This window comes from Pseudomonas sp. fls2-241-R2A-110 (assembly GCF_030209165.1).
Lineage (GTDB): Bacteria > Pseudomonadota > Gammaproteobacteria > Pseudomonadales > Pseudomonadaceae > Aquipseudomonas.
In genome coordinates, this window is record NZ_JARVSN010000035.1 from 20,814 (window position 1) to 45,488 (window position 24,675).

Below are 24,675 nucleotides of genomic sequence, written 5' to 3' on the forward strand. Positions count from 1 at the left end.
GAATGCCTCTAGGGACGCTCCGCGTCCAGTGACGCGGAGCGTCACGGGCTGCATTCCCACGCGGAGCGTGGGAACGATCGGTTACAGGGGAGTCGGCTCGCTTCGGTGTTTCGGCAATTCGATCCGCTCGGTTTCCCCCGGCACCGTCGGCCAGTCCCCGGCTGCCCAGCGTCGGCGCGCTTCATCGATCGCTGCCGGATCGCTTGCCACAAAATTCCAGTTGATCCGCCGTGGCCCATCCAGTGGCGCCCCACCGAACAGCACGGCATGACTGTCGCTCTCGGCAAACAACGTCATTTCCTCCCCGGCCGGCAAGACCACCAGCGAGTGCGGCTCCAGCAACTCGCCCTCCAGCTGCACGTCGCCACTCAACACATAGAGCGCTCGTTCTTCATGCTCGGTGGGAATCAGCAAAGTGGTCGCCGTTTGCAGGTTCAATTCCGCATACAGCGTAGGAGAAAGCACCGGGACCGGCGATTCCAGGCAGAAGCCTGACCCGGCAATCATCCGGATCTTCACCCCAAGGTTATCGCTGACTGGCAGTGTTGCCGCGGGATGATGGCTGTAGTGCCCCGGCCCCTGTTCATGTTCCTTGGGGGAGGCGAGCCAGATCTGCAAACCGTGCATCGTGAAGCCGCTGGCCTTCAAGGCTTCAGGCGTGCGTTCGACATGAGCTATCGCGCTGCCCGCCGTCATCCAGCTGACATCACCCGCTTCCACCACTTGGTCGGAACCGAGACTGTCCTTGTGCTGGATTTTTCCTTCGAACAAATAGGTGAGGGTGGACAGGCCGATATGCGGATGCTGGCGGATGTTCATGCCTTTACCCGGCGCATAGCGGGTTTCGAGCATGTGATCGAAAAACACGAAAGGCCCGACGCTGCGGCACTTGGCGGACGGCAACGGGCGCAGAATCGGCTGGCCTTCGACATCTTCGGCGCGGGGGCGGATCACGAGTGGCGTGTTCATGGTGCATTCCAGGCTGAGCGGGTGACGCAGGGAGCATAACCCGCTTGCGCAGCCGTTGCCGCTATTGGCTGAAGGCACCTTCGGACAGATGGGTTTCGATGCTGACTTCAGTGCTGGTCATCAGTTTATGCACCGGGCAACGATCCGCCACGCGGTGCAGCTCTTCGCGCTGAGCATCGGTGAGCACGCCCTTGAGGGTCAGTTTGACGTGCAGGGCGTATTTGCCTTTTTGCTCTTCGCTGTTGTCACGCTTGACCTCGACCGTCACGCCGGTCAGGGGAATGTCTTTCTTCTTCGCGTACATCTTCAGCGTCAGCGCCTTGCAGGCACCCAGTGCGGCATCGAAATAGTCGTGTGGCTCGGGTGCCGAGCCTTCGCCGCCCGCCGAGATTGGCGCATCGGCAAACAGTTCGTGGTCATCGATCTGGACACTGTGGCGCAAACCATCGGCGGAAACGGTATTGACGGTAACGGTCATGGGAAACCTCGCAGGCATCAGGAAAGGACATTCGATCAAAAAAGACCTTGAAGGTATAGAGCATTGCAGCACTTGCGCGTTCCACTTTCTTACACGCTGCCATGAGCCGGCGATGTGACCGGCCAGCCGCAGAAGGTTGCGGAGGAGGCAATCCGTGCCTATGTTCCATGCGAGGCATTACCGGCGATTGGCACGAGTTTCATCGCCCGTTGCTGTCCATCCAATGCGGATTTTCGCAGTGAGGTTACGACATGCCAAACGACTCCCGCCCTGCCGTGCTCGAACTGATCGGCAACACGCCGCTGGTGCGCGTCAGCCGCTTCGATACCGGTCCCTGCACCCTGTTCCTCAAGCTCGAATCACAGAACCCCGGCGGCTCGATCAAGGACCGTATTGGCCTGGCGATGATCGACGCCGCCGAGCGCGATGGCCGTCTGCGCCCTGGCGGAACCATCGTCGAGGCCACTGCCGGCAACACCGGCCTCGGCTTGGCCCTGGTCGGACGCGCCAAGGGTTATCGCGTGGTGCTGGTGGTACCGGACAAGATGTCCACCGAGAAGGTCTTGCACCTCAAGGCGATGGGCGCCGAGGTGCACATCACTCGCTCGGATGTCGGCAAGGGCCATCCCGATTATTACCAGGACGTGGCGGCGCGACTGGCGCAGGAAATTCCCGATGCGTTCTTCGCCGATCAGTTCAACAACCCGGCCAATCCGCTGGCCCACGAGTGCAGCACCGCGCCGGAAATCTGGGCGCAGACCCAGCATGACCTCGACGCCATTGTCGTCGGTGTCGGTTCGGCTGGCACGTTGACCGGCTTGACCCGTTTCTTTCAGCGTGTGCAACCCAACCTTGAAATGGTGCTGGCCGATCCGGTCGGTTCGGTGATGGCTGAATACAGTCGCAGCGGCGTCCTCGGCAAGGCGGGCTCGTGGGCGGTGGAGGGCATCGGCGAAGACTTCATTCCGTCGATTGCCGACCTGTCCAGCGTGCGCCACGCCTACTCGATCAGCGATGAGGAAAGCTTCGATCACGCCCGTCAATTGCTGCGCGCCGAAGGCATTCTGGGTGGCTCGTCGACCGGCACATTACTGGCGGCAGCGCTGCGTTACTGCCGAGAGCAAACCGAGCCCAAGCGCGTGGTCAGCTTCGTCTGCGACACCGGCACCCGCTATCTGTCGAAGGTTTACAACGATCAGTGGATGAACGATCAAGGCCTGTTGCAGTACAAGCGCTATGGCGACTTGCGCGACCTGATTGCGCGGCGCTTCGAGGATGGCCGGGTGATCAGCGTCGGCCCGGATGACACGCTGCTGACGGCTTTTCAGCGCATGCGCCTGGCGGATGTGTCACAACTGCCAGTGTTGGCGGACGGAAAGCGCCTGGTCGGCGTGATCGATGAGTCCGATATTCTGCTGGGGGTACACGAAGACGCTTCGCACTTGCGCATGCCCGTGGCCAGCGCCATGACCGACAAATTGCAAACTCTGCCTGCCGCCGCCAGTCTGGCCGAACTGCAAGCGGAGCTCGATCGCGGTTTGGTGGCGATCATCGCCGATGCTGCGGGGTTCCACGGTTTGATTACCCGAGTCGACATGCTCAATCACTTACGGAGATCCCTTAAATGAGTCAACACGATGAAACCGCTGCGCCCCGTGCCTTCGGCACCCGTGTGATCCATGCCGGACAGACCCCGGACCCTACCACCGGTGCGTTAATGCCGCCGATTTACGCTAACTCCACTTATTTGCAGCAAAGTCCCGGCGTGCACAAGGGCTTCGATTACGGGCGCTCGCATAACCCGACGCGCTTCGCGCTGGAACGCTGCGTGGCGGACCTTGAAAGCGGCACCCAGGCTTTCGCGTTCGCCTCCGGGCTGGCGGCGATTTCCACGGTGCTGGAGTTGCTCGACGCGGGCTCGCACATTGTTTCCGGCAATGATTTGTATGGCGGTACTTTTCGACTGTTCGATAAGGTGCGCAAACGCAGTGCCGGGCATCTATTCAGCTTCGTCGATCTGACAGACCTGGCGGGATTCGAAGCGGCACTGCAGCCCGAGACGAAAATGGTCTGGGTCGAGACACCCAGCAATCCGTTGCTGAGCCTGACGGACCTCGCCGCTGTCGCGCGTATCTGCCGCCAGCGGGGCATCATCTGTGTCGCTGACAACACCTTTGCCAGCCCCTGGATTCAGCGTCCGCTGGAGCTGGGCTTCGACATCGTGCTGCACTCGACCACCAAGTATTTGAATGGTCACTCCGACGTGATCGGCGGCATCGCGGTGGTCGGGCAGAACCCGGAGCTGGCCGAGCGCCTGGGTTTTCTGCAGAACTCGGTCGGCGCGATCGCCGGGCCGTTTGATGCGTTCCTCACCCTGCGTGGCGTGAAAACCCTGGCGCTGCGTATGGAACGCCATTGCAGCAACGCGTTGGAGCTGGCGCAATGGCTGGAGCGTCAGCCGCAGGTGGCGCGCGTCTACTATCCAGGTTTACCGTCGCACCCGCAGCACGAACTGGCTCGGCAGCAAATGCGCGGATTCGGCGGGATGATTTCCCTTGATCTGAACAGCGACCTGGCTGGGGCCCGACGCTTCCTTGAAAACGTGCAGATATTCGCTTTGGCCGAGAGCCTGGGCGGGGTGGAAAGCCTGATCGAGCACCCGGCGATCATGACTCACGCCACCATTCCCATTGCGACCCGCGCGCAGCTTGGCATCGGCGATGCGCTGGTGCGTTTGTCCGTGGGGGTCGAGGATGTCGAAGACTTGCGCGCCGATCTGGCCCAGGCGTTGGCGAAGATCTGAAAAACAGCAGGCATAAAAAAATCCGGAATCCTTGGTGGATTCCGGATTCTTGTGTCGAACCGGATCAGCTGCCTTTGACAGTCTTGCCGTTGACCGTACCGTCCAGGAGCATGATGTTGTACTCCTTGCCGTCGGTTTCAACCTGTTGCAGGCGGACCAGCAGGTAATCCCAGTCCTTGGCGAACCACAGCACGGTGATGCGCTTGCTTTGCGTCGGGTCACGCACGCGCTCGACCTTGACCGCATCGATCTGGCCAGCCTTGGTGTCGACTTTTTCCGAACCCAGTACGCGGAAGTCATAGGTATCGACTTCGCCACCATCGACAACCTGATAGCTCATGCTTTTCTTGCCAGCGGCCACGTCGTGTTGCAGGGCCAGCTGATAAGTGGATTTGTCGACCATGCCGCGATTAAGCGGGACCTTGACCGGGTCACCGCGATCGGTGCCGGTTACCATCTTGTTGGTCCAGTCGAAGTCCAGGTCGGCTTTCTTGGCTTTGCCCAGGCCGCCGCGTTCGAAGTGGTAGGACTGTGGCAGCAAGGTGTCCTTGTCCAGAGTCAGGGTGCTTTCTTCGGTAAGGCTGGCGATCATCATCGACGCCTTGAAGCTGAGCTTCCAGGCGCCGTTGGCTTGCTTGGTCAGGCTGCGTTCAGCGGTGCCGCTCATGGGCAGCTGTTTCCAGTCTGCAGTGTAACTGGCGGAGAAGGGTTGAAGTTCTGCAGCCTGCGCAAACGGCAGGGCGAGCAGAGCGCAAGCGAAGAGCAGGGCGCGACGCATAAAATCTCCTAGGTTCGAATCAAGTGGCCGCTGGCCGCGAGTAACTTCCCATCCAGTAAAGCTCCTTGCTCGCCGAGTGCTAAACGCCCTTCGGCAAACCAGCGTACGGCCATTGGGTAGATCAGGTGTTCTTGAGCATGGACCCGCTGCGCCAGACTCTGCGGCGAGTCATGCAACTCTACCGGTATTACTGCCTGTACGACCAGTGGTCCGCCATCGAGTTCCTCGGTGACGAAGTGCACGGAGCAGCCGTGCTCGGTGTCGCCGGCCTCCAGCGCGCGCTGATGAGTGTGTAACCCTTTGTATTTGGGCAGCAGCGAGGGATGGATATTGAGCAGGCGACCCGCGTAGTGGCGTACGAAGTCAGCGCTGAGAATGCGCATGAAGCCGGCCAGTACCACGAGTTCGGGATTGAAGGCGTCGATCAGTTCGATCAGCGCGGCATCGAAGGCCTCGCGGCCTTCGTAAGCCTTGTGATCCAGGAAGCGGGTTTCGATACCCGCGTCCCTGGCGCGTTGCAGGCCGAAGGCGTCGGCGCGGTTGGAAATCACCGCAGCGATGCGGACCGGGCTGTCGCCGGTCCGCGTGCTGTCGATCAAGGCCTGCAAGTTACTGCCGGTGCCGGACAACAGCACCACCACATCACAGGTCTGGGACATCAATGAGCCTTGAGGTTCTTCAGTTCAACCTGGGCTGCGCCTTCGGCAGCGGTGGCGATCTGACCGATGACCCAAGGTTGCTCGCCGGCTTCACGCAGCACGTTCAGCGCGGTTTCAACGTGCTCTTGAGCGACGCAGATGACCATGCCCACGCCGCAGTTCAGCACGCGGTGCATTTCATTTTCGTCGACGTTGCCTTTCTCTTGCAGCCAGTCGAAGACGGCAGGACGGGTCCAGCTCGCAACGTCAACCACCGCTTGGGCGCCTTTTGGCAGTACGCGCGGGATGTTGTCCAGCAGGCCACCACCGGTGATGTGGGCCATGGCTTTGACCGCGCCGGTGTCCTTGATCAGCTTGAGCAGCGGCTTCACGTAGATGCGGGTCGGCGCCATCAGCAGGTCGGTCAGCGGTTTGCCGTCGAGCTGGATGTTTTCGATGTCGGCACCGGACACTTCGATGATCTTGCGGATCAGCGAGTAACCGTTGGAGTGCGGGCCGGAAGATGGCAGGGCCAGCAGGGCATCGCCAGCAGCGACTTTGGAACCGTCGATGATTTCGGATTTTTCCACGACGCCGACGCAGAAGCCGGCCAGGTCGTAGTCTTCGCCTTCGTACATGCCTGGCATTTCAGCGGTTTCGCCGCCGACCAGGGAGCAGCCGGACAATTCGCAGCCTGCACCGATACCCGTCACGACCTGGGTCGCGGTTTCGACGTTCAGTTTGCCGGTGGCGTAGTAGTCGAGGAAGAACAACGGCTCGGCACCGCAAACCACCAGGTCGTTAACGCACATGGCCACCAGATCGATGCCGATGCTGTCGTGCTTGTTCAGGTTCAGTGCCAGGCGCAGCTTGGTGCCCACGCCGTCGGTGCCGGAAACCAGCACGGGCTGCTTGTAGCCGGCCGGGATTTCGCAGAGGGCGCCGAAACCGCCCAGGCCGCCCATGACTTCCGGGCGCGCAGTGCGCTTGGCGACGCTCTTGATGCGTTCGACCAATGCTTCACCGGCGTCGATGTCTACACCGGCGTCCTTGTAGCTCAGGGAGGGTTGCTTGCTCATGATCCAGGCCTTTAGGGGGGATTCAGGGGTAACGACCGAGTCCAGTGGGACCGCTGAAACTAACGAAGGCGAGTGCCGTCCGCGAATTTCAGGGTGCCCGGCTGTTGCCGGTCTGCGAAGGCGCGCGATTTTATCAGGCTTGAGGGGCAGCGGCCATCCTCAGGCCGACGGCAGGGGCATATCGGTTGAAAAAAACCGTTGTGGCCCGTGTTGGTCGCCTCCTTGATGGCTGTATAAGGTAGCGCGATTAACCGTCTATCGTTATGACAGTGCGAAAACTTCGTCAGATCGTGGTGAATGTTTTGCGCAGGGCTGTGGTCACAGCCTTGCTCGATCGTCTTCATGCGGTCTGTTCCAGCCGCTCTTGTCGTCAGGAATCTTCCATGCGTTTTATTTCCAGATATGTGTTTGCAGGCTGTTTATCACTGGTCAGCCTGGCGAGTCATGCCGAAACCGTCAAAGGCCTTTATCAGGTGCGCGAGCCTGTCGGCAGTCAGTCGGCCGAGGAGCGTGACCAGGCGACGCAGCGCGCGCTGGACACACTGGTGCTGCGCCTGACGGGCGATCCCAAGTCGGTGCAAAGCCCGGGGCTGGCAGCACTGCGCAAGGACCCGCAGCAGATCATCAGTCAGTACGGTTTTGACGCCGGCCCGCCGCAAGTGCTGAAGGTCGATTTCGACCCGGCCACCACCGAGCAGGCGCTGCGCCGGGCCGGGTTGTCGTTATGGGGGGCGAATCGGCCCTCGATCCTGAGTTGGTGGCTGAACGACTCCGCCGAGGGTTCCAGCCTGGTGGGCGATGGCCAGGCCAGCGCCGCGCCGCTGCGTCGCGCGGCTCAACACCGCGGTCTGCCGCTGCGATTGCCGTTGGCGGACCTGAGCGAGCAACTGGTCGCCACGGCGCCGCACCTTGAAGGCACGGACGCGACGCCCCTGCGTGCTGCATCGGATCGTTACAACGCTGATGCCTTGCTCGCGGTGCATGCCCGTGAAGAGGGTGGCCAGTGGCAGGCGAAGTGGAATTTGTGGCTGGGCGACAAGAAGGAGGCGGGCAGCGTGCAAGGCGCGGATCAGGCCGCTGTGGCCGATGCGGTGATGCTGGCCGTCAGTGAGCGACTGGCGCCGCGGTTTGTGGTCAAGCCGGGGGCTTCGGGGGAACAATTGCTGGAAGTTCAGGGCATGAACCTGGAGCGATACGCCGCGCTCGGGCGCTTGCTGGAGCCCTTCGGTGCGCATCTGCAAAGCGTTGACGGTGAGCGCATTCTTTATCGGGTCAATGGCAGCGTTGAACAGTTGCGTTCGCAGTTGTCCCTGGCGAAGTTGCAAGAGGTTCCGGCCGGTCAGGCACCTGCACCGGCGACGCCTGTGCAGCCGCTGGCCCAGGGTTCGGCGCCTGTAACCGCGCCAACCCCGGCACCGGTGCCGCAGTTGCGATTCCGTTGGTAAGGTTTTCTTTCTTTATATAGATGCATAGGGAGTGGTACATGGCCGATACGCGGCGTTGGTTCTGGTTGGGTGGAGTGGTTCTGCTCTGCGCGTTTGTCTGGTTGTTGCATCCGATCCTCACGCCATTTCTGGTTGCGTTGCTGCTGGCCTATCTGTTCGATCCGTTGGTTGACCGGCTGGAGAAGGCCGGCCTGTCACGCACCTGGGGCGTGGTGGCGGTGTTCGCGCTATTCACCCTGATCTTCACGACGCTGCTGCTGGTGTTGGTGCCGATGCTCGCCAAGCAGTTGTTTCGCTTGTATGAACTGGCGCCGCAAATGCTCGATTGGTTGCAGCACACCGCATTGCCGTGGGCGCAGTCGAAATTCGGGCTGTCGGATAACTTCTGGAAGTTCGACAAGCTCAAGGCTGCGATCAGCGAACACATGGGCCAGACCACCGACATTGTCGGGGTGGTGCTGAGCCAGGCGACCGCTTCGGGGCTGGCGTTGATCGGCTGGCTGGCCAATCTGGTGTTGATCCCGGTGGTGAGCTTCTACTTGCTGCGCGATTGGGATGTGATGGTGGGCAAGATCCGCAGCCTGCTGCCTCGGGATCGTGAAGAGCGCGTCGTCATTCTCGCGGGTGAGTGCCACGAGGTGCTTGGGGCGTTTGTACGCGGGCAATTGCTGGTGATGGTGGCGTTGGGCGTGATCTACGCGGCCGGGCTGATGCTGGTCGGGCTGGAGCTGGGGTTGTTGATCGGATTGATCGCAGGCCTGGCGGCGATCGTGCCCTATATGGGCTTTGTCATCGGGATCGGTGCGGCATTGATTGCCGGGTTGTTCCAGTTCGGTGGTGACCTCTACCCCATGCTGGGTATCGTCGCGGTATTCATGGTCGGGCAGGCGCTGGAAGGCATGGTGCTGACGCCGCTGTTGGTGGGTGACCGGATCGGTCTGCACCCGGTAGCGGTGATCTTTGCCATTCTGGCGGGTGGTGAGCTGTTCGGTTTTACCGGGGTGTTGCTGGCATTGCCGGTGGCGGCGGTCATCATGGTTCTGGTGCGCCATGTGCATGATTTGTATAAGGATTCTGATATGTACAGTGGGGTCGACGAACCGGAGCTATAAGGTGCGTTGATAACCTGTCGCTGGCAGCCCGGTTTCACGCCGGGCTGGCCTGCTTCCCCTGTGTCGCTGTCACATCCCCCGCCAAAGAAACTGTCATAAAACCCGGGTGCTAACGCAAACCTTTGATTTTGCTTATGGTCTGTCGCATTGTGCGACCCGCCCCACGGGTATAAACTTCGCAAACTTTACACAGAGGCCACTAACGGTTCCTTTGGAACTGTTCAGTCAGCATGAAACCGATTCAGCTGCCCCTAGGTGTGCGTCTGCGTGACGACGCTACCTTTATCAATTACTACCCAGGCGCCAATGCCGCTGCACTCGGCTATGTCGAGCGGCTATGCGAAGCCGATGCCGGCTGGACCGAAAGCCTGATTTATCTCTGGGGCAAGGACGGGGTAGGGCGTACGCATCTGTTGCAGGCGGCTTGCCTGCGCTTCGAACAACTGGGAGAGCCGGCGGTGTATCTGCCGTTGGCCGAGCTGCTGGATCGCGGCATTTCGATCCTCGACAACCTCGAACAATACGAACTGGTCTGCCTGGATGATTTGCAGGCGGTCGCCGGCCGTGCGGATTGGGAAGAGGCGCTGTTCCATCTGTTCAATCGTCTGCGCGACAGCGGTCGACGTCTGCTGATTGCTGCATCGACCTCGCCGCGCGAATTGCCGGTCAAGCTGGCGGACCTGAAATCGCGGCTGACCCTGGCACTTATCTTCCAGATGCGTCCGCTCTCGGACGAAGACAAATTGCGTGCCTTGCAACTGCGTGCGTCTCGTCGCGGCCTGCACCTGACCGATGAAGTCGGGCATTTTATTCTGACTCGCGGCACCCGCAGCATGAGTGCACTTTTTGAGCTGCTTGAGCGCCTCGATCAGGCCTCTCTTCAAGCTCAGCGCAAGCTGACCATTCCGTTCCTGAAAGAAACTTTAGGCTGGTAAAACCCAAGCCTGGCGGGGGTTTCGGCATATTTCAGGCGCCAGAAAATCCGCTTTCCTACGGGTTGCAGGCTGCGCAGGCGTCTAAAAGGGGCTTAAGCGCTTAGATGTTTACGCGAAACCAGGAAGTCACATAAAGTTCGATTGAATTTGCAAATGAGGATGATAGCGGGCATAGTCGCGGCTTCTTTAAAACTAATCAGCCACGGTCGTGCCCATGCTAAAGCGCTTCGCACCCCTCGTGCCTCTCGCACTCGTTACCCTGTTGTTCGGTTGCGCTGCCCACTCTCCAGTGTCCCAGCAAGAGCAACAACAACAGTTCAAAAATTCAATGACCGCCCAGTCTTCTTCCGTTCTTTTCCAGGAAGAGCTTTACCAAGACGGCGTGGCCACCGATAAAGAACTGGCAAACTTCGCCGATGGCAAGTCTTACCAGCTTCCGGTTTTGGCCGACAGCATCCTCGAACGTGGCATGTCCCTGATCGGTACCCGTTACCGTTTCGGCGGCACCTCCGAGGCTGGCTTTGATTGCAGCGGTTTCATCGGCTATCTGTTTCGTGAAGAGGCCGGCATGAACCTGCCGCGTTCCACTCGCGAAATGATCAACGTCGACGCGCCGCTAGTGGCTCGTAGTGCGTTGAAGCCGGGTGACCTGCTGTTCTTCGCCACCAATGGTCGTCGCGGTCGTGTCAGTCACGCCGGAATCTACCTGGGTGACAACCAGTTCATCCACTCCAGCAGCCGCAAAAGCGGTGGTGTCCGGGTCGATAATCTGGGCGATAGCTACTGGAGCAAGACCTTCATCGAAGCCAAGCGCGCCCTCGCGATGGCTCCGACCGTGGTCACCGCTCGCAAGTAAATATTCAGTCTGTCGCCACCTCGGTGGCGACAAAACGCCTCTCTGCAAGGGAGTAGGCGGACAACTTGTAAGGCGAACTTAAAGTCTTACTTGAAGTTTGGCCCATAGGCGCTAGAATCCTGATCTATTATTGATGGCAAACCGCCTGCGTCCTGCGCAGGCGGTTTTCTTTTCTGCCTTTTCGGCAAAAAAAAGCCGCCGCCAGATCAGGATGTTCTGTTTATGACTATGTCGGCCCGCCTCGCACTCATGTTCTTCGCAGCGCTGCTCAGCGCCTGCGCCAGCCACACACCGCCGCCTGCTCCGGTGGTCCGGGCGCCCATTGTCTTCGGCAACCCGCAACCCTTTTCGCCCGAGGCGGAAGACGTGCTGTTCCGCGCGCTGGGTCTGGTGGGGACGCCGTATCGCTGGGGCGGTAACACGCCGGATTCGGGTTTTGATTGCAGCGGCCTGATCGGCTACGTCTACCGTGATGTCACCGGCATTTCCCTGCCGCGCACCACTCGCGAGTTGATCACCATGCAGGCGGCCAACGTTGGCAAGGAAGGCCTGCAAACCGGCGATCTGATTTTCTTCGCCACCAACGGCGGTTCTCAGGTCAGCCACGCCGGGATTTACGTCGGCGAAGGTCGTTTTGTCCATGCGCCGGCCACCGGCGGCACGGTGAAGCTCGACAGCTTGTCCAAGGCTTACTGGCAGAAGGCTTATCTGAGCGCCAAGCGCGTTCTGCAGCCTGAGCACCTGGCGCGCAATCCGTAGCGTCCTGTCCGAAGAGGGTGTCATGACCGCTCGCACACTCAACCTCGATGATTCCCTGTACCAATACCTGCTCGACGTTTCCCTGAGGGAAACGCCGCTGCTCAAACGCCTGCGTGATGAAACCCAGGCGATGCCGATGGCTCGCTGGCAGGTGGCGCCGGAGCAGGGGCAGTTCCTCGCTCTATTGGTGAAACTAATCGGTGCCAAGCGCTTGCTGGAAGTCGGTACGTTCACCGGTTACAGCGCCCTGTGCATGGCTGCAGCGTTACCCGATGACGGTTCGTTGATCTGCTGTGATATTCCTGGCGACTACAACGCCATCGCACGTCATTACTGGCAGGAAGCAGGGCTCGCTGAACGAATTGATCTGCGTCTTGCGCCTGCACTGGAAACCCTCTCTGCACTGAATGAGCCGGGACAGTTCGATTTGATCTTCATTGATGCCGACAAAGCCAACTACCCGAATTATCTCGAGCATGCATTGCGTCTGTTGCGCGTCGGCGGTCTGGCGGTGTTCGACAACACGCTGTGGAGCGGGCGAGTGCTGGAGAGCAATCCCGAGAGTGCGGACACACGAGCCATCCAGGCGCTCAATCGTGCCTTGAAGGATGACTTGCGGGTGGATCTGTCGTTGTTGCCATTGGGTGATGGACTGACACTGTGCCGCAAACGCTAAACGCGATGCTCCTGTGGGTGCGAGTCTGCTCGCGATAGCGATCCGTCAGGCTACGTCATTGCTGACTATGCTGACGCAATCGCGAGCACGCTCACTCCTACAAGGTGTGTGTTGCAGTTACTTCACCGCCGAAACGCGCCACACCTTGTTCCCCACATCGTCGGCCACCAGCAACCCTCCTTGCTGATCAATCACCACGCCCACTGGCCGACCCATGGCTTTCTCATCGTCGTTAAGGAAACCGGTCAGCACGTCCACCGGTTGCCCGTTCGGTTTGCCTCCTGCGAACGGAACAAAAATCACTTTATAGCCACTGTGCGGCTTGCGGTTCCATGAGCCGTGCTGGCCGATGAAGGCGCCTTCCTTGAATTGCGCCGGCAGTGTGTTGCCCTCGGCGAAAGACAAGCCCAGCGAAGCGGTATGCGGGCCAACGGCATAATCCGGGGCGATCGCCTTGGCCACCAGGTCCGGGTTTTGCGGTTCGACGCGCACATCGACGTGTTGGCCGTAATAGCTGAAAGGCCAGCCGTAAAACGCGCCATCCTTCACTGAGGTGATGTAGTCCGGCACCAGATCGCTGCCGATTTCGTCGCGCTCATTGACTGCCGTCCACAAGGCGCCGGTGTGCGGCTCCCAGGCCAGGCCGTTGGGATTGCGAATCCCCGAGGCGAAGATCCGGTGATTGCCCGTGGCCCGATCGACTTCCCAGATCGCCGCGCGACCTTCTTCCTTGTCCAGGCCATTTTCACCGACGTTGCTGTTGGAACCGACAGTGACGTAGAGCTTGCTGCCGTCCTTGCTGGCGATGACGTTTTTGGTCCAGTGGTGATTCAGCGTGCCCCCTGGCAGATCGACCACTTTGATGGGCGACGACTTGATCGCCGTGTCGCCATTTTCATAGTGAAAGCGCAGCAAGCGGTCGGTGTCGGCCACGTACAGGTCATTGCCGACCAGGGTCATGCCGAAGGGCGAGTTGAGGTTCTCCAGGAACACCGTGCGGGTTTCGGCGATGCCGTCATGGTCCTTGTCTCGCAGCAAGGTGATGCGATTAGGGCTGGGGACGCCAGCACCGGCACGGCCCATGACTTTCTTCATCACCCAGCCTCTAACGCCTTTGCCGTCATCGGGTTTGGGCGGCGCGTTGGTTTCAGCCACCAGCACATCGCCATTGGGCAACACGTAGAGCCAGCGCGGGTGATCGAGTCCTTCGGCGAACGCGGCCACTTGAGTGCCTGGCGCGGCAGCGGGTTTTGCACCGGCCGGCCAGCCGATTGCCGGAGCGATATTCACCGTCGGAATCAGGGTTTTGTTCGGTTCGGGCAGCTTGGGGGACGGGCCGGTGCCGTCGGTGACTTGCAGGCTGGAAGTTTCACCACAAGCGGCGAGCCCTCCGGCGAGCGCGATAACGAGAACGAGCTGGGGCTTGCGCATACTGATCTTCCCTATGAATGCAGTGACTTAATCATAGAGAAGATCAGTGGTGCGATGGTTCAACCCATCAGCCGCGGGCTTCCTTGAGCAGCACGGCAATGCCCGGGTGATAGTTGCCGGCTTCGCTGCGCAACTTGCGGTAGGCGTACGGGAAATACCAGGCCACGGCGCAGCAGTGTTCCTTTTGCAGGTCGTCGACCATGTCCTGCAGTTCTTCCGGTGTCGCGCTTTGCTGGGCTTTTTGCGGCGCGACGAACAGGCAGCCGAGTTTCAGGTCGCTGGCATAGCTGATCCGTTTGGCATCGCAGGTGATGTCCTGCAAGGCCTGCGTCAGATTCAGGCTATTGACCCGTGGCCAGCGTTGAGTGGCCTGCAGGTAGGCGCGCTCCTCGGGGGTGGCGATAAACAGATCGGCGCGACCGTTGCGTTCGCCTTCTTCGGTTTGCTTGCGCGTCGGGGTCTGCTGCAGCGTAACCATTTCCGCCATCCACGCCGCGGCAGCGAGCAGGCCAAGGTTGGCTTTTTCGTCGTACCAATAAGGTGTGTCGTTATCACCGCGCACCGCGTTGTAGCGGTCGATACAGTCAAACCAGCGTTCCAGTAGCGGGCGCAGGAATTCCAGCTTCGGATTGCTGATGATCATGCCTTGCATGTGGCTTACCCTTGTTATTGTGATGTGGGATTGTGGCTCTTTGATATCATTGCGGCGCGCGTGGCACAAGATTGGCGTCATATTTTTGATCAGCGGCTGTTATTCGCCCGGTGGCGCCCCGGCTTTAATTGACGCTCCACCCCCAACCCTCTAACCTTCGCGGCTTGTTTCAGGTGCTCTGTGGCCTTGGTCGACAGAGTGAAACAGGGAAGCCGGTGAGTGCGTTGGTTCAACTCATGAACAGCACGATCCCGGCGCTGCCCCCGCAACGGTAAATGAGTGAAAAGCTGCGCTTTGAGCCACTGTGTCGACTGACATGGGAAGGCGCGCAGTCAGGCGAACGCCGCTCATGAGCCCGGAGACCGGCCTGATTCATCCAGCGGCATCACGGTGGGCGATGCCAGGCTTCTTGCCGTCTATTCTTGTGCCTGCCCGCCGTTATCCAGCCTCAACGGAGAGCTCCCCCATGACTGATTCCCCCGATCGTGACGAACGCCATCTGGCGCGCATGCAGCGCAAAAAAGCCGTGATCGACGAACGCATCGCCAATTCCCCGAACGAGTGCGGATTGCTGCTGGTGTTGACCGGCAACGGCAAAGGCAAAAGCAGCTCTGCCTTCGGCATGCTCGCCCGCTCCATGGGCCACGGTATGCAGTGCGGTGTGGTGCAGTTCATCAAGGGCCGCAATAGCACGGGCGAAGAACTGTTCTTCCGCCGCTTCCCGGAGCAGGTGCGTTTTCATGTGATGGGCGAGGGCTTCACCTGGGAAACCCAGGACCGCCAGCGCGACATCGCCGCCGCTGAAGCGGCTTGGGCGGTGTCCCGTGAGTTGTTGCGCGATCCGTCCATCGGCCTGGTGGTGCTGGATGAACTGAACATCGCCCTCAAGCACGGTTATCTCGACCTCGATCAGGTGCTCACTGACTTGCAGGCACGTCCGCCGATGCAACATGTGGTCGTCACCGGTCGCGGCGCCAAACCGGAAATGATTGAACTGGCCGACACCGTCACCGAAATGGGCGTGATCAAGCACGCGTTCCAGGCCGGGATCAAAGCGCAAAAAGGCGTCGAGTTGTGAATACTATTTTATGAAAAGCATACGTCATTGCCCGGCAGTACTGATCGCCGCGCCGGCCTCCGGCCAGGGCAAGACCACCGTCACCGCTGCGCTGGCCCGTTTGCATCGCAACCAGGGGCGCAAGGTTCGCGTGTTCAAATGCGGCCCGGACTTTCTCGATCCGATGATTCTTGAGCGTGCCAGCGGTGCGCCGGTGTATCAGCTGGACATGTGGATGGTCGGCGAGCAGGAAAGTCGTCGGCTGTTGTGGGAAGCCGCCGGTGAAGCGGACCTGATCCTCATCGAAGGGGTCATGGGGCTGTTCGACGGCACGCCGTCCAGCGCCGACCTGGCGCGGCACTTTGGTGTGCCGGTGCTCGGGGTGATTGACGGCACCGCCATGGCGCAGACCTTTGGTGCGCTGGCGTTGGGATTGGCCAGGTATCAACCGGACTTGCCGTTTGCCGGAGTGCTGGCCAACCGCGTCGGCACATTGCGTCACGCGCAACTGCTTGAAGGCAGCCTCACCGAAGGCTTGCGCTGGTACGGCGCCTTGTCGCGGGAAACCGGGATCGAATTGCCGAGTCGCCATCTCGGTCTGGTTCAGGCCAGTGAGTTGAATGACCTCGATCTGCGCCTCGATGCGGCCGCCGATGCCCTGGCCAGCAGTTGCGAGGTTGCGTTGCCACCTGCCGTGCAGTTCGCCGCGCCTGATGTGATTGTTGCCGAACCTTTGCTCGCGGGCGTGCGCATCGCCGTGGCCCGTGACGAGGCGTTCGCGTTCACTTACGGCGCGAGTCTGGATTTGCTGCGGGCCATGGGCGCCGAGTTGTCGTTTTTCTCGCCAATCCGCGACAGCCAATTGCCCGAGGCTGACAGCCTTTATCTGCCGGGTGGTTATCCGGAATTGCACCATGTGGCGCTGTCACGGAACACATCGATGCTCGACGCGATCCGTGCGCATCATGCCGCCGGCAAGCCGTTGCTGGCCGAGTGTGGCGGGATGTTGTATCTGCTGGATTCGTTGACCGATGTCGAAGGCACGCGCGCTGAGCTGGTCGGCTTGCTCAAAGGCGATGCGGTGATGCAAAAGCGTCTGGCGGCATTGGCGTTGCAAGCGGTGGAACTGCCGGAAGGTTCGCTGCGTGGCCACACCTATCACCATTCGCTGACCAGCACCGAGCTTGAGCCCATTGCCCGGGGCCTGAGCCCGAACGGCGGGCGTGGGGCGGAGGCGGTTTATCGTGAGGGGCGGATGACGGCCTCTTATGTGCACTTCTATTTTCCGTCGAATCCGTCGGCGATAGCCGCATTGTTTTCGCCTGACCTTGAGGCCGCCATCGCGAGCAGGCTCACTCCTACAGGTGACTGTGTTTCTGCAGACAGCACGCCTTCCACTGTGGGAGCGAGCCTGCTCGCGAAGAGGCCATGACCGACAACGCATTCAGCCAGTCCGAACGCGATGCAGTCTACCGAGCCATCGCCGAACGCCGCGACATGCGCCACTTCAGCGGTGGCACGGTCGAGCCCGAACTATTGAGGCGCCTGCTCGAAGCCGCGCATCAAGCGCCTAGCGTCGGCCTGATGCAGCCCTGGCGTTTCATCCGCATCAGCGACCGCGCCCTGCGCGGCAAGATCCAGTCTCTGGTCGAAGAGGAGCGCATCCGCACCGCCGAAGCCCTCGGCGAGCGCACCGACGAATTCATGAAGCTCAAGGTCGAAGGCATCAACGACTGCGCCGAGGTGCTGGTCGCTGCGCTCATGGACGATCGCGAGCGCCATATCTTCGGTCGTCGCACCTTGCCGGAAATGGACATGGCCTCGTTGTCCTGCGCGATCCAGAACCTCTGGCTGGCCTCTCGCGCTGAAGGGCTGGGGATGGGGTGGGTGTCACTGTTCGAGCCGCAAGCGCTGGCGGATCTGCTGGGGTTGCCGGCCGGGGCCAAGCCGTTGGCGGTGCTTTGTCTTGGGCCGGTCAAGGAATTCTATCCAGCGCCGATGCTGGTGCTCGAAGGGTGGGCACAGGCACGTCCGCTCAGTGAGTTGCTGTATGAAAACTATTGGGGAGTGAGTCAATGAGTGTGGCGTTATTGAGTGTCGCCGCAGTGGCGCTGGACGCGCTGCTGGGTGAGCCCAAACGCTGGCATCCGCTGGTGGCGTTCGGCCGTTTTGCCGATCGCATCGAACAACGTTTCAACGGTGAAGGGCGCGGCTGGCGCAGCCACGGCGTCACCGCCTGGGTGATCGCCGTCGTGCCGCTGACTTTGCTGGCGACGGCATTTTCCTGGGCGCCTTACGTCGGCTGGATCGTCGAGATCCTCGCGCTTTATTGCGCGCTCGGCATGCGCAGCCTCGGCGAACATGTCGAGCCGGTGGCCAAGGCCCTGCGCAGTGATGATCTGGTTGAAGCGCGCACACGGGTCGGTTATCTGGTCAGCCGTCAAACCAGCGAACTGGATAAAACCGAAGTCGCCCGCGCCGCCACTGAATCCGTCCTGGAGAACGGCAGCGATGCGGTGTTCGCCGCGCTGTTCTGGTTTGCCGTGGCCGGCGCGCCCGGTGTGGTGCTCTACCGTTTGAGCAACACCCTGGACGCGATGTGGGGTTATCGCAACGAACGCTTCGAACGGTTTGGCTGGGCGGCGGCGAAGATCGACGACGTGCTCAACTACATTCCTGCACGTCTGGTGGCGTTGACCTACGCGCTGCTGGGCAAAACCCGACTGGCGTTGAAGTGCTGGCGCAGCCAGGGCCCGACCTGGGACAGCCCGAACGCCGGCCCTGTGATGGCCGCCGGTGCTGGCGCGCTCGGCGTCGAGCTGGGCGGGGCGGCGATCTATCACGGTGAACTGCATCAACGTCCACAGTTGGGCGAGGGTGTGCCAGCGGACGCCGACTCCATCGACCGGGGCTGGCAATTGGTCCGGCGCGGGGTATGGTTATGGTTGCTGATCCTCTGCGTGGGGGCTGAATTCTATGCTTGAGCACGGTGGTCGCTTGCGCAAGGCAGCGCTCGAATACGCTATTGCAGAAGCCGACTGGCTGGACCTGTCCAGTGGCCTCGCGCCCTGGCCGTTCCCGATCCCCGAGATCCCGTTGCGGGCCTGGGCGCGATTGCCCGAAACCGAAGACGGTCTGGAGCAGGCCGCTTGCGACTATTACGGCACAACCCAGGTGCTGCCGGTTGCCGGTTCGCAGATGGCCATCCAATTGCTGCCGCGTTTACGCCGCGCCGGTAAGGTCGGCGTGCTGTCACCCAGTTACGCCGAACATGCCGAAGCGTGGCGACGCAACGGCTATATCGTGCGTGAAGTGCTGGAGCAGGAAGTCGACTTCTATCTCGACAGCCTCGACGTACTGGTGGTGGTCAACCCCAACAACCCGACGGGCCTGAGCTTGACCCCGAGTCGTCTGCTCGACTGGCATGCCCGACTGGCGTCTCGCGGGGGCTGGCTGGTGGTGGACGAGGCGTTCATGGACAACACGCCGATGTTGAGTCTGGCGCCTTTTACTCACCTTGTCGGCCTGATCGTGCTGCGCTCTTTTGGCAAGTTTTTTGGTCTGGCCGGTGTGCGACTGGGCTTTGTGCTGGCGGAGCGCAAGTTGCTCAAATTGCTTGCCGAGCAGGTCGGGCCCTGGGCGGTCAGCGGGCCGACTCGCGTGGTCGGCCAAGCGTGTCTGCTGGACACCGAAGGCCACGCCCGGCAACGCCTGCGCAGCGAGGCGGCGAGCGAGCGCCTGGCGCTGTTGCTCACACGGCACGGCTTCCAGCCTCAGGGCGGCTGCGCCTTGTTTCAATGGCTGATCACCGAGCGCGCCGAAGTCCTTCACGACTTCATGGCGCGGCGCGGCATCTTGCTGCGCTTGTTCGCCCACAACAGCAGCCTGCGTTTCGGCTTGCCTGGGGATGAAGCGGATTGGCAGCGTCTCGAGCAAGCGTTTGCAGCCTACGACAAGGAAACCCAATGACTACGTTGATGGTGCAGGGCACCACGTCCGACGCCGGCAAAAGCACGCTGGTGACGGCGCTGTGTCGTTGGGTCACGCGTCAGGGTGTGCGTGTGGTGCCGTTCAAACCGCAGAACATGGCGCTCAACAGTGCCGTGACTGCCGACGGCGGCGAGATCGGCCGCGCCCAGGCGGTGCAGGCTCAAGCGGCTAATCTAGAGCCGCACACCGACATGAACCCGGTGCTGCTTAAACCCAACAGCGACACCGGCGCCCAGGTGATCATTCATGGTCGTGCGGTCACGACGATGAACGCCGTCGCCTATCACGACTACAAAGCCATCGCCATGCAAGCGGTGCTGGCCTCCCATGCACGATTGAGCGCGGCCTATCCGGTGGTGATGGTCGAGGGCGCGGGTTCGCCGGCCGAGATCAATCTGCGTGCCGGCGATATCGCCAACATGGGCTTCGCCGAAGCGGTGGATTGCCCGGTGGTGTTGATCGCCGACATCAATCGCGGTGGGGTTTTCGCGCATCTGGTGGGCACGCTGGAACTGCTGTCGCCGACCGAGCAGGCACGGGTCAAAGGTTTCATCATCAACCGTTTTCGCGGCGACCTCGCGTTGCTGCAACCGGGCCTCGACTGGCTCGAAGCGCGCACCGGCAAACCGGTGATCGGCGTGCTGCCATATGTGATGGATTTGCACCTGGAAGCCGAGGACGGCATCGATCAGCGCCAGACTGACAAGGCAGACCGGGTGTTGAACGTGGTGGTGCCGGTACTGCCGCGCATCAGCAACCACACCGATTTCGACCCGCTGCGCCTGCACCCGCAAGTGAACCTGCAATTCGTCGGCCCCGGCCAGGCGATCCCGCCGGCTGACCTGATCATCCTCCCCGGTTCAAAAAGCGTGCGCAGCGACCTCGCGTACCTGCGGGCCAATGGCTGGGATACAGCGATCAGTCGTCATTTGCGGTACGGCGGGAAAGTGCTGGGGATTTGCGGCGGCCTGCAAATGCTCGGCGAGCAAGTGCATGATCCGTTGGGCCTTGAAGGTGCCCCGGGTTCCAGTGCTGGCCTGGGGTTGCTGGCGTTCGAAACGCAGCTCGAAGAAGAGAAGCAATTGCGCAATGTGCGCGGACGTCTGGTGTTGGAAGATGCTGAGGTCAGCGGCTACGAAATTCATGCCGGCGTGACCACCGGGCCGGCGCTGGAAAACGCCGTCGTGCAGCTGGACGACGGTCGCTGCGACGGTGCGCAAAGTGCTGACGGACAGATTATGGGCACGTACCTGCATGGTCTGTTTGAATCCCCGGCGGCGTGTAGCGCGTTGCTGCGCTGGGCGGGTTTGCAGCAGGTGCAGGACGTGGATTACCACGGGTTGCGTGAGCGCGATATCGAACGGTTGGCGGATTTGGTGGAGAAGCATCTGGATACCGCGCTGCTGCGCGAGCTTTGCGGGATTTGAGGTGAGTTTGAATGCCTCATTGAATCTATGTCGTGCACAAATCCCCTGTGGGAGTGAGCCTGCTCGTGATGACTGAAGCCGCCTCACCGCACATTTATAGGATGTCACCATGCTGCAACTGATCCTCGGCGGCGCTCGCTCCGGCAAAAGTCGTCTTGCCGAAAAACTCGCTTGCGACAGCGCGCTGGCCGTCACCTACATCGCCACCAGCCAGACATTGGACGGTGAAATGAACGAACGGGTCGCTCATCACCGCGCCCGTCGCCCTGCCGAATGGGCGTTGATCGAAGAACCGATCGAACTTTCCCGCGTGTTGCGCGACACCGCCCGCGTCGACCGTTGCCTGCTGGTCGACTGCCTGACCCTGTGGATGACCAATCTGCTGATGCTCGAAGACGATCAGCGTCTGATTGCCGAACGCGATGCTTTGCTGGATTGCCTGGCGTCATTGCCGGGTGAAATCATTTTTGTCAGCAACGAGACCGGAATGGGTGTCGTGCCGCTGGGCGAATTGACTCGCCGCTATGTCGATGAAGCCGGTTGGCTGCATCAAGCCTTGGCCGAGCGCTGCCAACGTGTCGTCCTGACCGTCGCCGGCCTGCCCCTGACTTTGAAAGGAACTGCGTTATGACTCAATCCTGGTGGCTGAACCCGTGCAAGCCAATCAATGCGCAAGCTGTTGAACAGGCGCAGGCGCGGCAACAGCAACTGACCAAGCCCGCCGGTTCTCTCGGCCGGCTCGAATCGGTAGCGGTGCAATTGGCGGGGCTGCAAGGTCAGGTCAAGCCGAGTCTCGATCAACTGTGGATCGCCATTTTTGCCGGCGATCATGGCGTGGTCGCAGAAGGCGTGTCGGCGTTTCCCCAGGAAGTCACCGGGCAAATGCTGCACAACTTCGTCAGCGGCGGTGCAGCAATCAGCGTGCTGGCGCGCCAGCTCGGTGCTTCCCTTGAAGTGGTCGACCTTGGCACGGTGACGCCGTCGTTGAATTTGCCGGGCGTGCGTCACCTCAACATCGGCCCGGGCACTGCCAATTTCGTCGCAGGCGCGGCCATGACGTCGGCCCAGGGCGAACTCGCCTTGCAGGCTGGCCGCGACAGCGTGCAGCGTGCGCTCGCGGCGGGCGCGCAGTTGTTTATCGGCGGCGAGATGGGCATCGGTAATACCACGGCGGCCAGCGCGCTGGCGTGTGCCTTGCTCGATTGCCCAGTGGTGCATCTGGCCGGCCCCGGCACAGGCTTGAACGCGGCGGGTGTCAGCCATAAAGCTCAGGTCATCGAGCGCGCCTTGGCCTTGCACGGCGCTCAGCGCGGTGATGCCTTGCAGACGCTGTTCAACCTCGGTGGTTTTGAAATTGTGGCACTGGTTGGCGCGTACCTGGCGTGTGCCCAGGAAGGCATCGCGGTCCTGGTGGACGGCTTTATTTGCAGCGTCGCCGCGTTGGTGGCCGTGCGCTTGAATCCTGCGTGCCGTGAATGGCTGTTGTTCGGTCATCGTGGTGCCGAGCCGGGTCATCGTCATGTGCTGGAAACCCTGAAAGCCGAACCACTGCTGGACCTTGGCCTGCGCCTGGGTGAGGGCAGTGGTGCGGCGTTGGCCGTGCCGTTGTTGCGTCTGGCCTGCGATCTTCACGGGCAGATGGCAACCTTTGCCGAAGCGGCCGTGGCGGACCGTCCGGCATGACGCTGCGCCTGGACTTGCTGCGCCACGGTGAAACCGAACTGGGCGGCGGTTTGCGCGGCAGTCTCGATGATGCCCTGACCAGCAAGGGCTGGGAGCAGATGCGCGCGGCAGTGCTTGAACAGGGCCCGTGGGATCGACTGATCAGTTCGCCGTTGCAGCGCTGCGCGCGCTTCGCTGAAGAGTTGGGGGCGAAATCGGGTTTGCCGGTGGTGCTCGATAAAGATCTGCAGGAACTGCACTTCGGCGCTTGGGAAGGGCAAAGCGCAGCGGCATTGATGGAGACCGATGCCGAGGCGTTGGGCCTGTTCTGGGCTGATCCTTATGCGTTCACTCCGCCTGACGGTGAACCGGTGGCAGATTTTTCCAAGCGTGTATTGGCCGCTGTAGAGCGGCTGCACGCTGCCTATGCGGGCGAGCGGATTTTGCTGATCAGCCATGGTGGTGTCATGCGTCTGCTGCTGGCTCAAGCGCGGGGTTTGCCGCGAGAGCAATTGCTCAACGTTGAAGTCTGCCACGGTGCGCTTTTCTCGCTGAGCGTCGAGGCTGGCGTGACACTCAAGGAAGTCCTCTGACCATGTTGCCGTTCTGGATCGCCCTGCAATTTCTCAGCAGTTTGCCGATTCGTCTTCCGGGCATGCCTGCGCCTCAAGAGCTCGGACGTTCGTTGCTGTTTTATCCGCTGGTCGGGCTGCTGTTCGGCGTCATTTTATGGGCGCTGAACGGGCTGTTGCTGGGCGCGCCGTTGTTGCTTCACGCCGCGTTGCTGCTGACGGTTTGGGTATTGCTCAGCGGCGCGTTGCACCTGGACGGCCTGGCCGATAGCGCCGATGCGTGGCTCGGTGGTTTCGGCGACCGTGAACGCACGCTGACGATCATGAAAGACCCTCGCAGCGGACCGATCGCGGTGGTGACGCTGGTGCTGGTGTTGCTGCTCAAGTTCACGGCGTTGCTGGCGTTGATCGAGCAGCAGCACAGCGTTTGGCTGATCATCGTTCCATTGATCGGCCGTAGCGCGATGCTGGGCTTGTTCCTGACCACGCCGTACGTGCGTGCCGGCGGATTGGGTCAGGCTCTGGCTGATCATTTGCCGCGCTCGGCCGGTAAACAGGTGTTGGCGGTCAGCGCACTGGCGTGTGTGCTGATCGCCGGTTTCAGCAGCGTCTGGGCGCTGGTGCTGGCGGGCGGGACGTTCGTCTGGTTGCGGCAGGTGATGCTGCGGCGATTGGGTGGGACGACCGGGGACACCGCAGGCGCATTGCTGGAGTTGCTGGAGATGGCGGTGCTGGTGGGATTGGCGTTGGTCTGATGTTTCTGTGTTGGGTGTGCTGGCCACTTCGCGAGCAGGCTCGCTCCCACAGGGGAATGCGGTCATTTGTGGGAGCGAGCTTGCTCGCGAAGGCGGTCTGCCTGACACTCCCGTTCTTCTGACTGAATCCAACTGTAACTTGATTTAACACACTCGCGGGTATATACACGCACTATGCTCGACTCCCAATGTTTATGCATCAACCTGCGTCGCGCCGCCCGTGGCGTCAGCAGGCATTACGACGGCGCTCTCGACGGCTTCGGGATCAACGTCGCCCAGTATTCTTTGCTGTGCAATCTGCAGCGACTGAATGAACCGAGTATTTCCACCCTGGCCGAAGCCATGGGGCTGGACCGCAGCACCTTGGGGCGCAATCTTCGGGTGCTGGAAGGTGAAGGCCTGGTGGCATTGGTCGAAGGCGAGGACATGCGTAACCGCATCGTTCGGCTGACGGAGGCGGGTGCACAACGCCTGGCTGCAGCCTTGCCGGCCTGGGAGGCGGCGCAACAGCGGTTGATCGACCGTTTGGGCGCCGAGAAACGCGAAACCTTGCTGCGATTGCTGGACGAACTGGCTTGATGCCGGTTTTTCCGATCTTAAG

At 61.2% G+C, this 24,675-nt stretch carries 26 protein-coding genes and 1 riboswitch; of the genes, 19 read left to right on the plus strand and 7 right to left on the minus strand.

Annotated elements, in window-relative coordinates:
• Positions 1 to 81 precede the first annotated feature (81 nt).
• The gene (locus tag QRN31_RS26180; RefSeq protein WP_285435495.1) at positions 82 to 969 is read right to left on the minus strand and encodes a pirin family protein; all 888 of its coding nucleotides are present in this window, start codon (positions 967 to 969) and stop codon (positions 82 to 84) included.
• 61 nt (positions 970 to 1,030) lie between these two features.
• Complete coding sequence (locus QRN31_RS26185) at positions 1,031 to 1,447, minus strand: OsmC family protein (RefSeq protein ID WP_222585296.1); 417 nt, start codon at positions 1,445 to 1,447, stop codon at positions 1,031 to 1,033.
• Between the two features lie 251 nt (positions 1,448 to 1,698).
• Between QRN31_RS26185 and QRN31_RS26190 the strand changes: the two genes are divergently transcribed.
• Positions 1,699 to 3,075, plus strand: a complete 1,377-nt coding sequence (locus tag QRN31_RS26190; RefSeq protein WP_285435496.1) for a pyridoxal-phosphate dependent enzyme — start codon at positions 1,699 to 1,701, stop codon at positions 3,073 to 3,075.
• Positions 3,072 to 4,250: a cystathionine gamma-synthase gene (locus tag QRN31_RS26195; protein WP_285435498.1), complete on the plus strand. Its 1,179-nt coding sequence runs from the start codon at positions 3,072 to 3,074 to the stop codon at positions 4,248 to 4,250. Before QRN31_RS26190 ends, QRN31_RS26195 begins: the two co-directional genes overlap by 4 nt.
• Before the next feature lie 64 nt (positions 4,251 to 4,314).
• On the opposite strand, the gene QRN31_RS26200 is transcribed toward QRN31_RS26195, so the two are convergent.
• From QRN31_RS26200 to purM, 3 genes are read right to left on the minus strand one after another with little or no spacing between them, the layout of a single operon-like run.
• Positions 4,315 to 5,028, minus strand: coding sequence for a DUF3108 domain-containing protein (locus tag QRN31_RS26200; protein ID WP_222585299.1), 714 nt, complete (start codon positions 5,026 to 5,028; stop codon positions 4,315 to 4,317).
• An 8-nt stretch (positions 5,029 to 5,036) separates the two neighbouring features.
• Positions 5,037 to 5,687 (minus strand): phosphoribosylglycinamide formyltransferase, encoded by a 651-nt coding sequence (purN, locus tag QRN31_RS26205; RefSeq protein WP_285435500.1) that lies wholly within the window; start codon positions 5,685 to 5,687, stop codon positions 5,037 to 5,039.
• The gene (gene purM, locus QRN31_RS26210; protein ID WP_010456810.1) at positions 5,687 to 6,745 is read right to left on the minus strand and encodes a phosphoribosylformylglycinamidine cyclo-ligase; all 1,059 of its coding nucleotides are present in this window, start codon (positions 6,743 to 6,745) and stop codon (positions 5,687 to 5,689) included. Before purM ends, purN begins: the two co-directional genes overlap by 1 nt.
• Before the next feature lie 383 nt (positions 6,746 to 7,128).
• Here purM and QRN31_RS26215 point away from each other — a divergent pair, with 383 nt between their 5' ends.
• The 6 genes from QRN31_RS26215 (at position 7,129) to QRN31_RS26240 (ending at position 12,528) form a co-directional block, all read left to right on the plus strand.
• Positions 7,129 to 8,190 (plus strand): DUF2066 domain-containing protein, encoded by a 1,062-nt coding sequence (locus QRN31_RS26215; RefSeq protein ID WP_285435502.1) that lies wholly within the window; start codon positions 7,129 to 7,131, stop codon positions 8,188 to 8,190.
• 38 nt (positions 8,191 to 8,228) lie between these two features.
• On the plus strand, positions 8,229 to 9,302 hold the full coding sequence (locus QRN31_RS26220) for an AI-2E family transporter (RefSeq protein WP_285435503.1): 1,074 nt from the start codon (positions 8,229 to 8,231) through the stop codon (positions 9,300 to 9,302).
• A gap of 230 nt (positions 9,303 to 9,532) precedes the next feature.
• The gene (gene hda / locus QRN31_RS26225; RefSeq protein WP_010456804.1) at positions 9,533 to 10,237 is read left to right on the plus strand and encodes a DnaA regulatory inactivator Hda; all 705 of its coding nucleotides are present in this window, start codon (positions 9,533 to 9,535) and stop codon (positions 10,235 to 10,237) included.
• A 214-nt stretch (positions 10,238 to 10,451) separates the two neighbouring features.
• Positions 10,452 to 11,093: a C40 family peptidase gene (locus QRN31_RS26230; RefSeq protein ID WP_285435506.1), complete on the plus strand. Its 642-nt coding sequence runs from the start codon at positions 10,452 to 10,454 to the stop codon at positions 11,091 to 11,093.
• Positions 11,094 to 11,315: 222 nt separating this feature from the next.
• Positions 11,316 to 11,852: a C40 family peptidase gene (locus QRN31_RS26235; protein WP_090181674.1), complete on the plus strand. Its 537-nt coding sequence runs from the start codon at positions 11,316 to 11,318 to the stop codon at positions 11,850 to 11,852.
• A gap of 22 nt (positions 11,853 to 11,874) precedes the next feature.
• The gene (locus QRN31_RS26240) at positions 11,875 to 12,528 is read left to right on the plus strand and encodes an O-methyltransferase (protein WP_285435507.1); all 654 of its coding nucleotides are present in this window, start codon (positions 11,875 to 11,877) and stop codon (positions 12,526 to 12,528) included.
• A 117-nt stretch (positions 12,529 to 12,645) separates the two neighbouring features.
• Here the strand turns inward: QRN31_RS26240 and QRN31_RS26245 are convergent, their stop codons facing one another.
• Positions 12,646 to 13,959 (minus strand): PQQ-dependent sugar dehydrogenase, encoded by a 1,314-nt coding sequence (locus QRN31_RS26245; RefSeq protein ID WP_285435508.1) that lies wholly within the window; start codon positions 13,957 to 13,959, stop codon positions 12,646 to 12,648.
• Between the two features lie 67 nt (positions 13,960 to 14,026).
• Entirely contained in the window at positions 14,027 to 14,611 is a 585-nt protein-coding gene (locus tag QRN31_RS26250; protein ID WP_285435509.1) for a hypothetical protein, read from the minus strand.
• A gap of 154 nt (positions 14,612 to 14,765) precedes the next feature.
• Positions 14,766 to 14,996: riboswitch (cobalamin riboswitch) on the plus strand.
• Positions 14,997 to 15,077: 81 nt separating this feature from the next.
• Between QRN31_RS26250 and cobO the strand changes: the two genes are divergently transcribed.
• The 11 genes from cobO to QRN31_RS26305 all read left to right on the plus strand — a co-directional run bounded on the left by cobO (position 15,078) and on the right by QRN31_RS26305 (position 24,653).
• A complete protein-coding gene (gene cobO / locus QRN31_RS26255) occupies positions 15,078 to 15,689 on the plus strand; it encodes a cob(I)yrinic acid a,c-diamide adenosyltransferase (protein WP_090181682.1) in 612 nt (203 codons plus the stop codon).
• Between the two features lie 10 nt (positions 15,690 to 15,699).
• Positions 15,700 to 17,100, plus strand: coding sequence for a cobyrinic acid a,c-diamide synthase CobB (locus QRN31_RS26260; RefSeq protein ID WP_285435510.1), 1,401 nt, complete (start codon positions 15,700 to 15,702; stop codon positions 17,098 to 17,100).
• Positions 17,097 to 17,747, plus strand: coding sequence for a 5,6-dimethylbenzimidazole synthase (gene bluB / locus QRN31_RS26265; RefSeq protein ID WP_222585309.1), 651 nt, complete (start codon positions 17,097 to 17,099; stop codon positions 17,745 to 17,747). The genes QRN31_RS26260 and bluB overlap by 4 nt, the downstream gene beginning before the upstream one ends.
• On the plus strand, positions 17,744 to 18,652 hold the full coding sequence (gene cbiB, locus QRN31_RS26270; RefSeq protein WP_285435511.1) for an adenosylcobinamide-phosphate synthase CbiB: 909 nt from the start codon (positions 17,744 to 17,746) through the stop codon (positions 18,650 to 18,652). Before bluB ends, cbiB begins: the two co-directional genes overlap by 4 nt.
• Positions 18,645 to 19,637 carry a threonine-phosphate decarboxylase CobD gene (gene cobD, locus QRN31_RS26275; RefSeq protein ID WP_285435512.1) on the plus strand — a complete coding sequence of 331 codons (993 nt, stop codon included), beginning with the start codon at positions 18,645 to 18,647 and terminating at the stop codon, positions 19,635 to 19,637. Before cbiB ends, cobD begins: the two co-directional genes overlap by 8 nt.
• On the plus strand, positions 19,634 to 21,085 hold the full coding sequence (locus QRN31_RS26280; protein ID WP_285435513.1) for a cobyric acid synthase: 1,452 nt from the start codon (positions 19,634 to 19,636) through the stop codon (positions 21,083 to 21,085). Before cobD ends, QRN31_RS26280 begins: the two co-directional genes overlap by 4 nt.
• Before the next feature lie 109 nt (positions 21,086 to 21,194).
• Entirely contained in the window at positions 21,195 to 21,716 is a 522-nt protein-coding gene (cobU, locus tag QRN31_RS26285; RefSeq protein WP_285435514.1) for a bifunctional adenosylcobinamide kinase/adenosylcobinamide-phosphate guanylyltransferase, read from the plus strand.
• Positions 21,713 to 22,768, plus strand: coding sequence for a nicotinate-nucleotide--dimethylbenzimidazole phosphoribosyltransferase (cobT, locus tag QRN31_RS26290; protein ID WP_285435515.1), 1,056 nt, complete (start codon positions 21,713 to 21,715; stop codon positions 22,766 to 22,768). The genes cobU and cobT overlap by 4 nt, the downstream gene beginning before the upstream one ends.
• Positions 22,765 to 23,340: an alpha-ribazole phosphatase family protein gene (gene cobC, locus QRN31_RS26295; protein ID WP_285435516.1), complete on the plus strand. Its 576-nt coding sequence runs from the start codon at positions 22,765 to 22,767 to the stop codon at positions 23,338 to 23,340. Before cobT ends, cobC begins: the two co-directional genes overlap by 4 nt.
• Positions 23,341 to 23,342: 2 nt before the next feature.
• A complete protein-coding gene (locus QRN31_RS26300; protein WP_285435517.1) occupies positions 23,343 to 24,074 on the plus strand; it encodes an adenosylcobinamide-GDP ribazoletransferase in 732 nt (243 codons plus the stop codon).
• A gap of 174 nt (positions 24,075 to 24,248) precedes the next feature.
• Positions 24,249 to 24,653 (plus strand): MarR family winged helix-turn-helix transcriptional regulator, encoded by a 405-nt coding sequence (locus QRN31_RS26305; RefSeq protein WP_090181701.1) that lies wholly within the window; start codon positions 24,249 to 24,251, stop codon positions 24,651 to 24,653.
• The last annotated feature ends 22 nt before the right edge of the window (positions 24,654 to 24,675 follow it).

What these genes read in the sequence shown, in the direction of transcription:
- QRN31_RS26180 (WP_285435495.1), bottom strand. Translation starts at nt 969, where the DNA reads ATGAACACGCCACTCGTGATCCGCCCCCGCGCCGAAGATGTCGAAGGC.
- QRN31_RS26185 (WP_222585296.1), bottom strand. Translation starts at nt 1,447, where the DNA reads ATGACCGTTACCGTCAATACCGTTTCCGCCGATGGTTTGCGCCACAGT.
- QRN31_RS26190 (WP_285435496.1), top strand. Translation starts at nt 1,699, where the DNA reads ATGCCAAACGACTCCCGCCCTGCCGTGCTCGAACTGATCGGCAACACG.
- QRN31_RS26195 (WP_285435498.1), top strand. Translation starts at nt 3,072, where the DNA reads ATGAGTCAACACGATGAAACCGCTGCGCCCCGTGCCTTCGGCACCCGT.
- QRN31_RS26200 (WP_222585299.1), bottom strand. Translation starts at nt 5,028, where the DNA reads ATGCGTCGCGCCCTGCTCTTCGCTTGCGCTCTGCTCGCCCTGCCGTTT.
- purN (WP_285435500.1), bottom strand. Translation starts at nt 5,687, where the DNA reads ATGTCCCAGACCTGTGATGTGGTGGTGCTGTTGTCCGGCACCGGCAGT.
- purM (WP_010456810.1), bottom strand. Translation starts at nt 6,745, where the DNA reads ATGAGCAAGCAACCCTCCCTGAGCTACAAGGACGCCGGTGTAGACATC.
- QRN31_RS26215 (WP_285435502.1), top strand. Translation starts at nt 7,129, where the DNA reads ATGCGTTTTATTTCCAGATATGTGTTTGCAGGCTGTTTATCACTGGTC.
- QRN31_RS26220 (WP_285435503.1), top strand. Translation starts at nt 8,229, where the DNA reads ATGGCCGATACGCGGCGTTGGTTCTGGTTGGGTGGAGTGGTTCTGCTC.
- hda (WP_010456804.1), top strand. Translation starts at nt 9,533, where the DNA reads ATGAAACCGATTCAGCTGCCCCTAGGTGTGCGTCTGCGTGACGACGCT.
- QRN31_RS26230 (WP_285435506.1), top strand. Translation starts at nt 10,452, where the DNA reads ATGCTAAAGCGCTTCGCACCCCTCGTGCCTCTCGCACTCGTTACCCTG.
- QRN31_RS26235 (WP_090181674.1), top strand. Translation starts at nt 11,316, where the DNA reads ATGACTATGTCGGCCCGCCTCGCACTCATGTTCTTCGCAGCGCTGCTC.
- QRN31_RS26240 (WP_285435507.1), top strand. Translation starts at nt 11,875, where the DNA reads ATGACCGCTCGCACACTCAACCTCGATGATTCCCTGTACCAATACCTG.
- QRN31_RS26245 (WP_285435508.1), bottom strand. Translation starts at nt 13,959, where the DNA reads ATGCGCAAGCCCCAGCTCGTTCTCGTTATCGCGCTCGCCGGAGGGCTC.
- QRN31_RS26250 (WP_285435509.1), bottom strand. Translation starts at nt 14,611, where the DNA reads ATGCAAGGCATGATCATCAGCAATCCGAAGCTGGAATTCCTGCGCCCG.
- cobO (WP_090181682.1), top strand. Translation starts at nt 15,078, where the DNA reads ATGACTGATTCCCCCGATCGTGACGAACGCCATCTGGCGCGCATGCAG.
- QRN31_RS26260 (WP_285435510.1), top strand. Translation starts at nt 15,700, where the DNA reads ATGAAAAGCATACGTCATTGCCCGGCAGTACTGATCGCCGCGCCGGCC.
- bluB (WP_222585309.1), top strand. Translation starts at nt 17,097, where the DNA reads ATGACCGACAACGCATTCAGCCAGTCCGAACGCGATGCAGTCTACCGA.
- cbiB (WP_285435511.1), top strand. Translation starts at nt 17,744, where the DNA reads ATGAGTGTGGCGTTATTGAGTGTCGCCGCAGTGGCGCTGGACGCGCTG.
- cobD (WP_285435512.1), top strand. Translation starts at nt 18,645, where the DNA reads ATGCTTGAGCACGGTGGTCGCTTGCGCAAGGCAGCGCTCGAATACGCT.
- QRN31_RS26280 (WP_285435513.1), top strand. Translation starts at nt 19,634, where the DNA reads ATGACTACGTTGATGGTGCAGGGCACCACGTCCGACGCCGGCAAAAGC.
- cobU (WP_285435514.1), top strand. Translation starts at nt 21,195, where the DNA reads ATGCTGCAACTGATCCTCGGCGGCGCTCGCTCCGGCAAAAGTCGTCTT.
- cobT (WP_285435515.1), top strand. Translation starts at nt 21,713, where the DNA reads ATGACTCAATCCTGGTGGCTGAACCCGTGCAAGCCAATCAATGCGCAA.
- cobC (WP_285435516.1), top strand. Translation starts at nt 22,765, where the DNA reads ATGACGCTGCGCCTGGACTTGCTGCGCCACGGTGAAACCGAACTGGGC.
- QRN31_RS26300 (WP_285435517.1), top strand. Translation starts at nt 23,343, where the DNA reads ATGTTGCCGTTCTGGATCGCCCTGCAATTTCTCAGCAGTTTGCCGATT.
- QRN31_RS26305 (WP_090181701.1), top strand. Translation starts at nt 24,249, where the DNA reads ATGCTCGACTCCCAATGTTTATGCATCAACCTGCGTCGCGCCGCCCGT.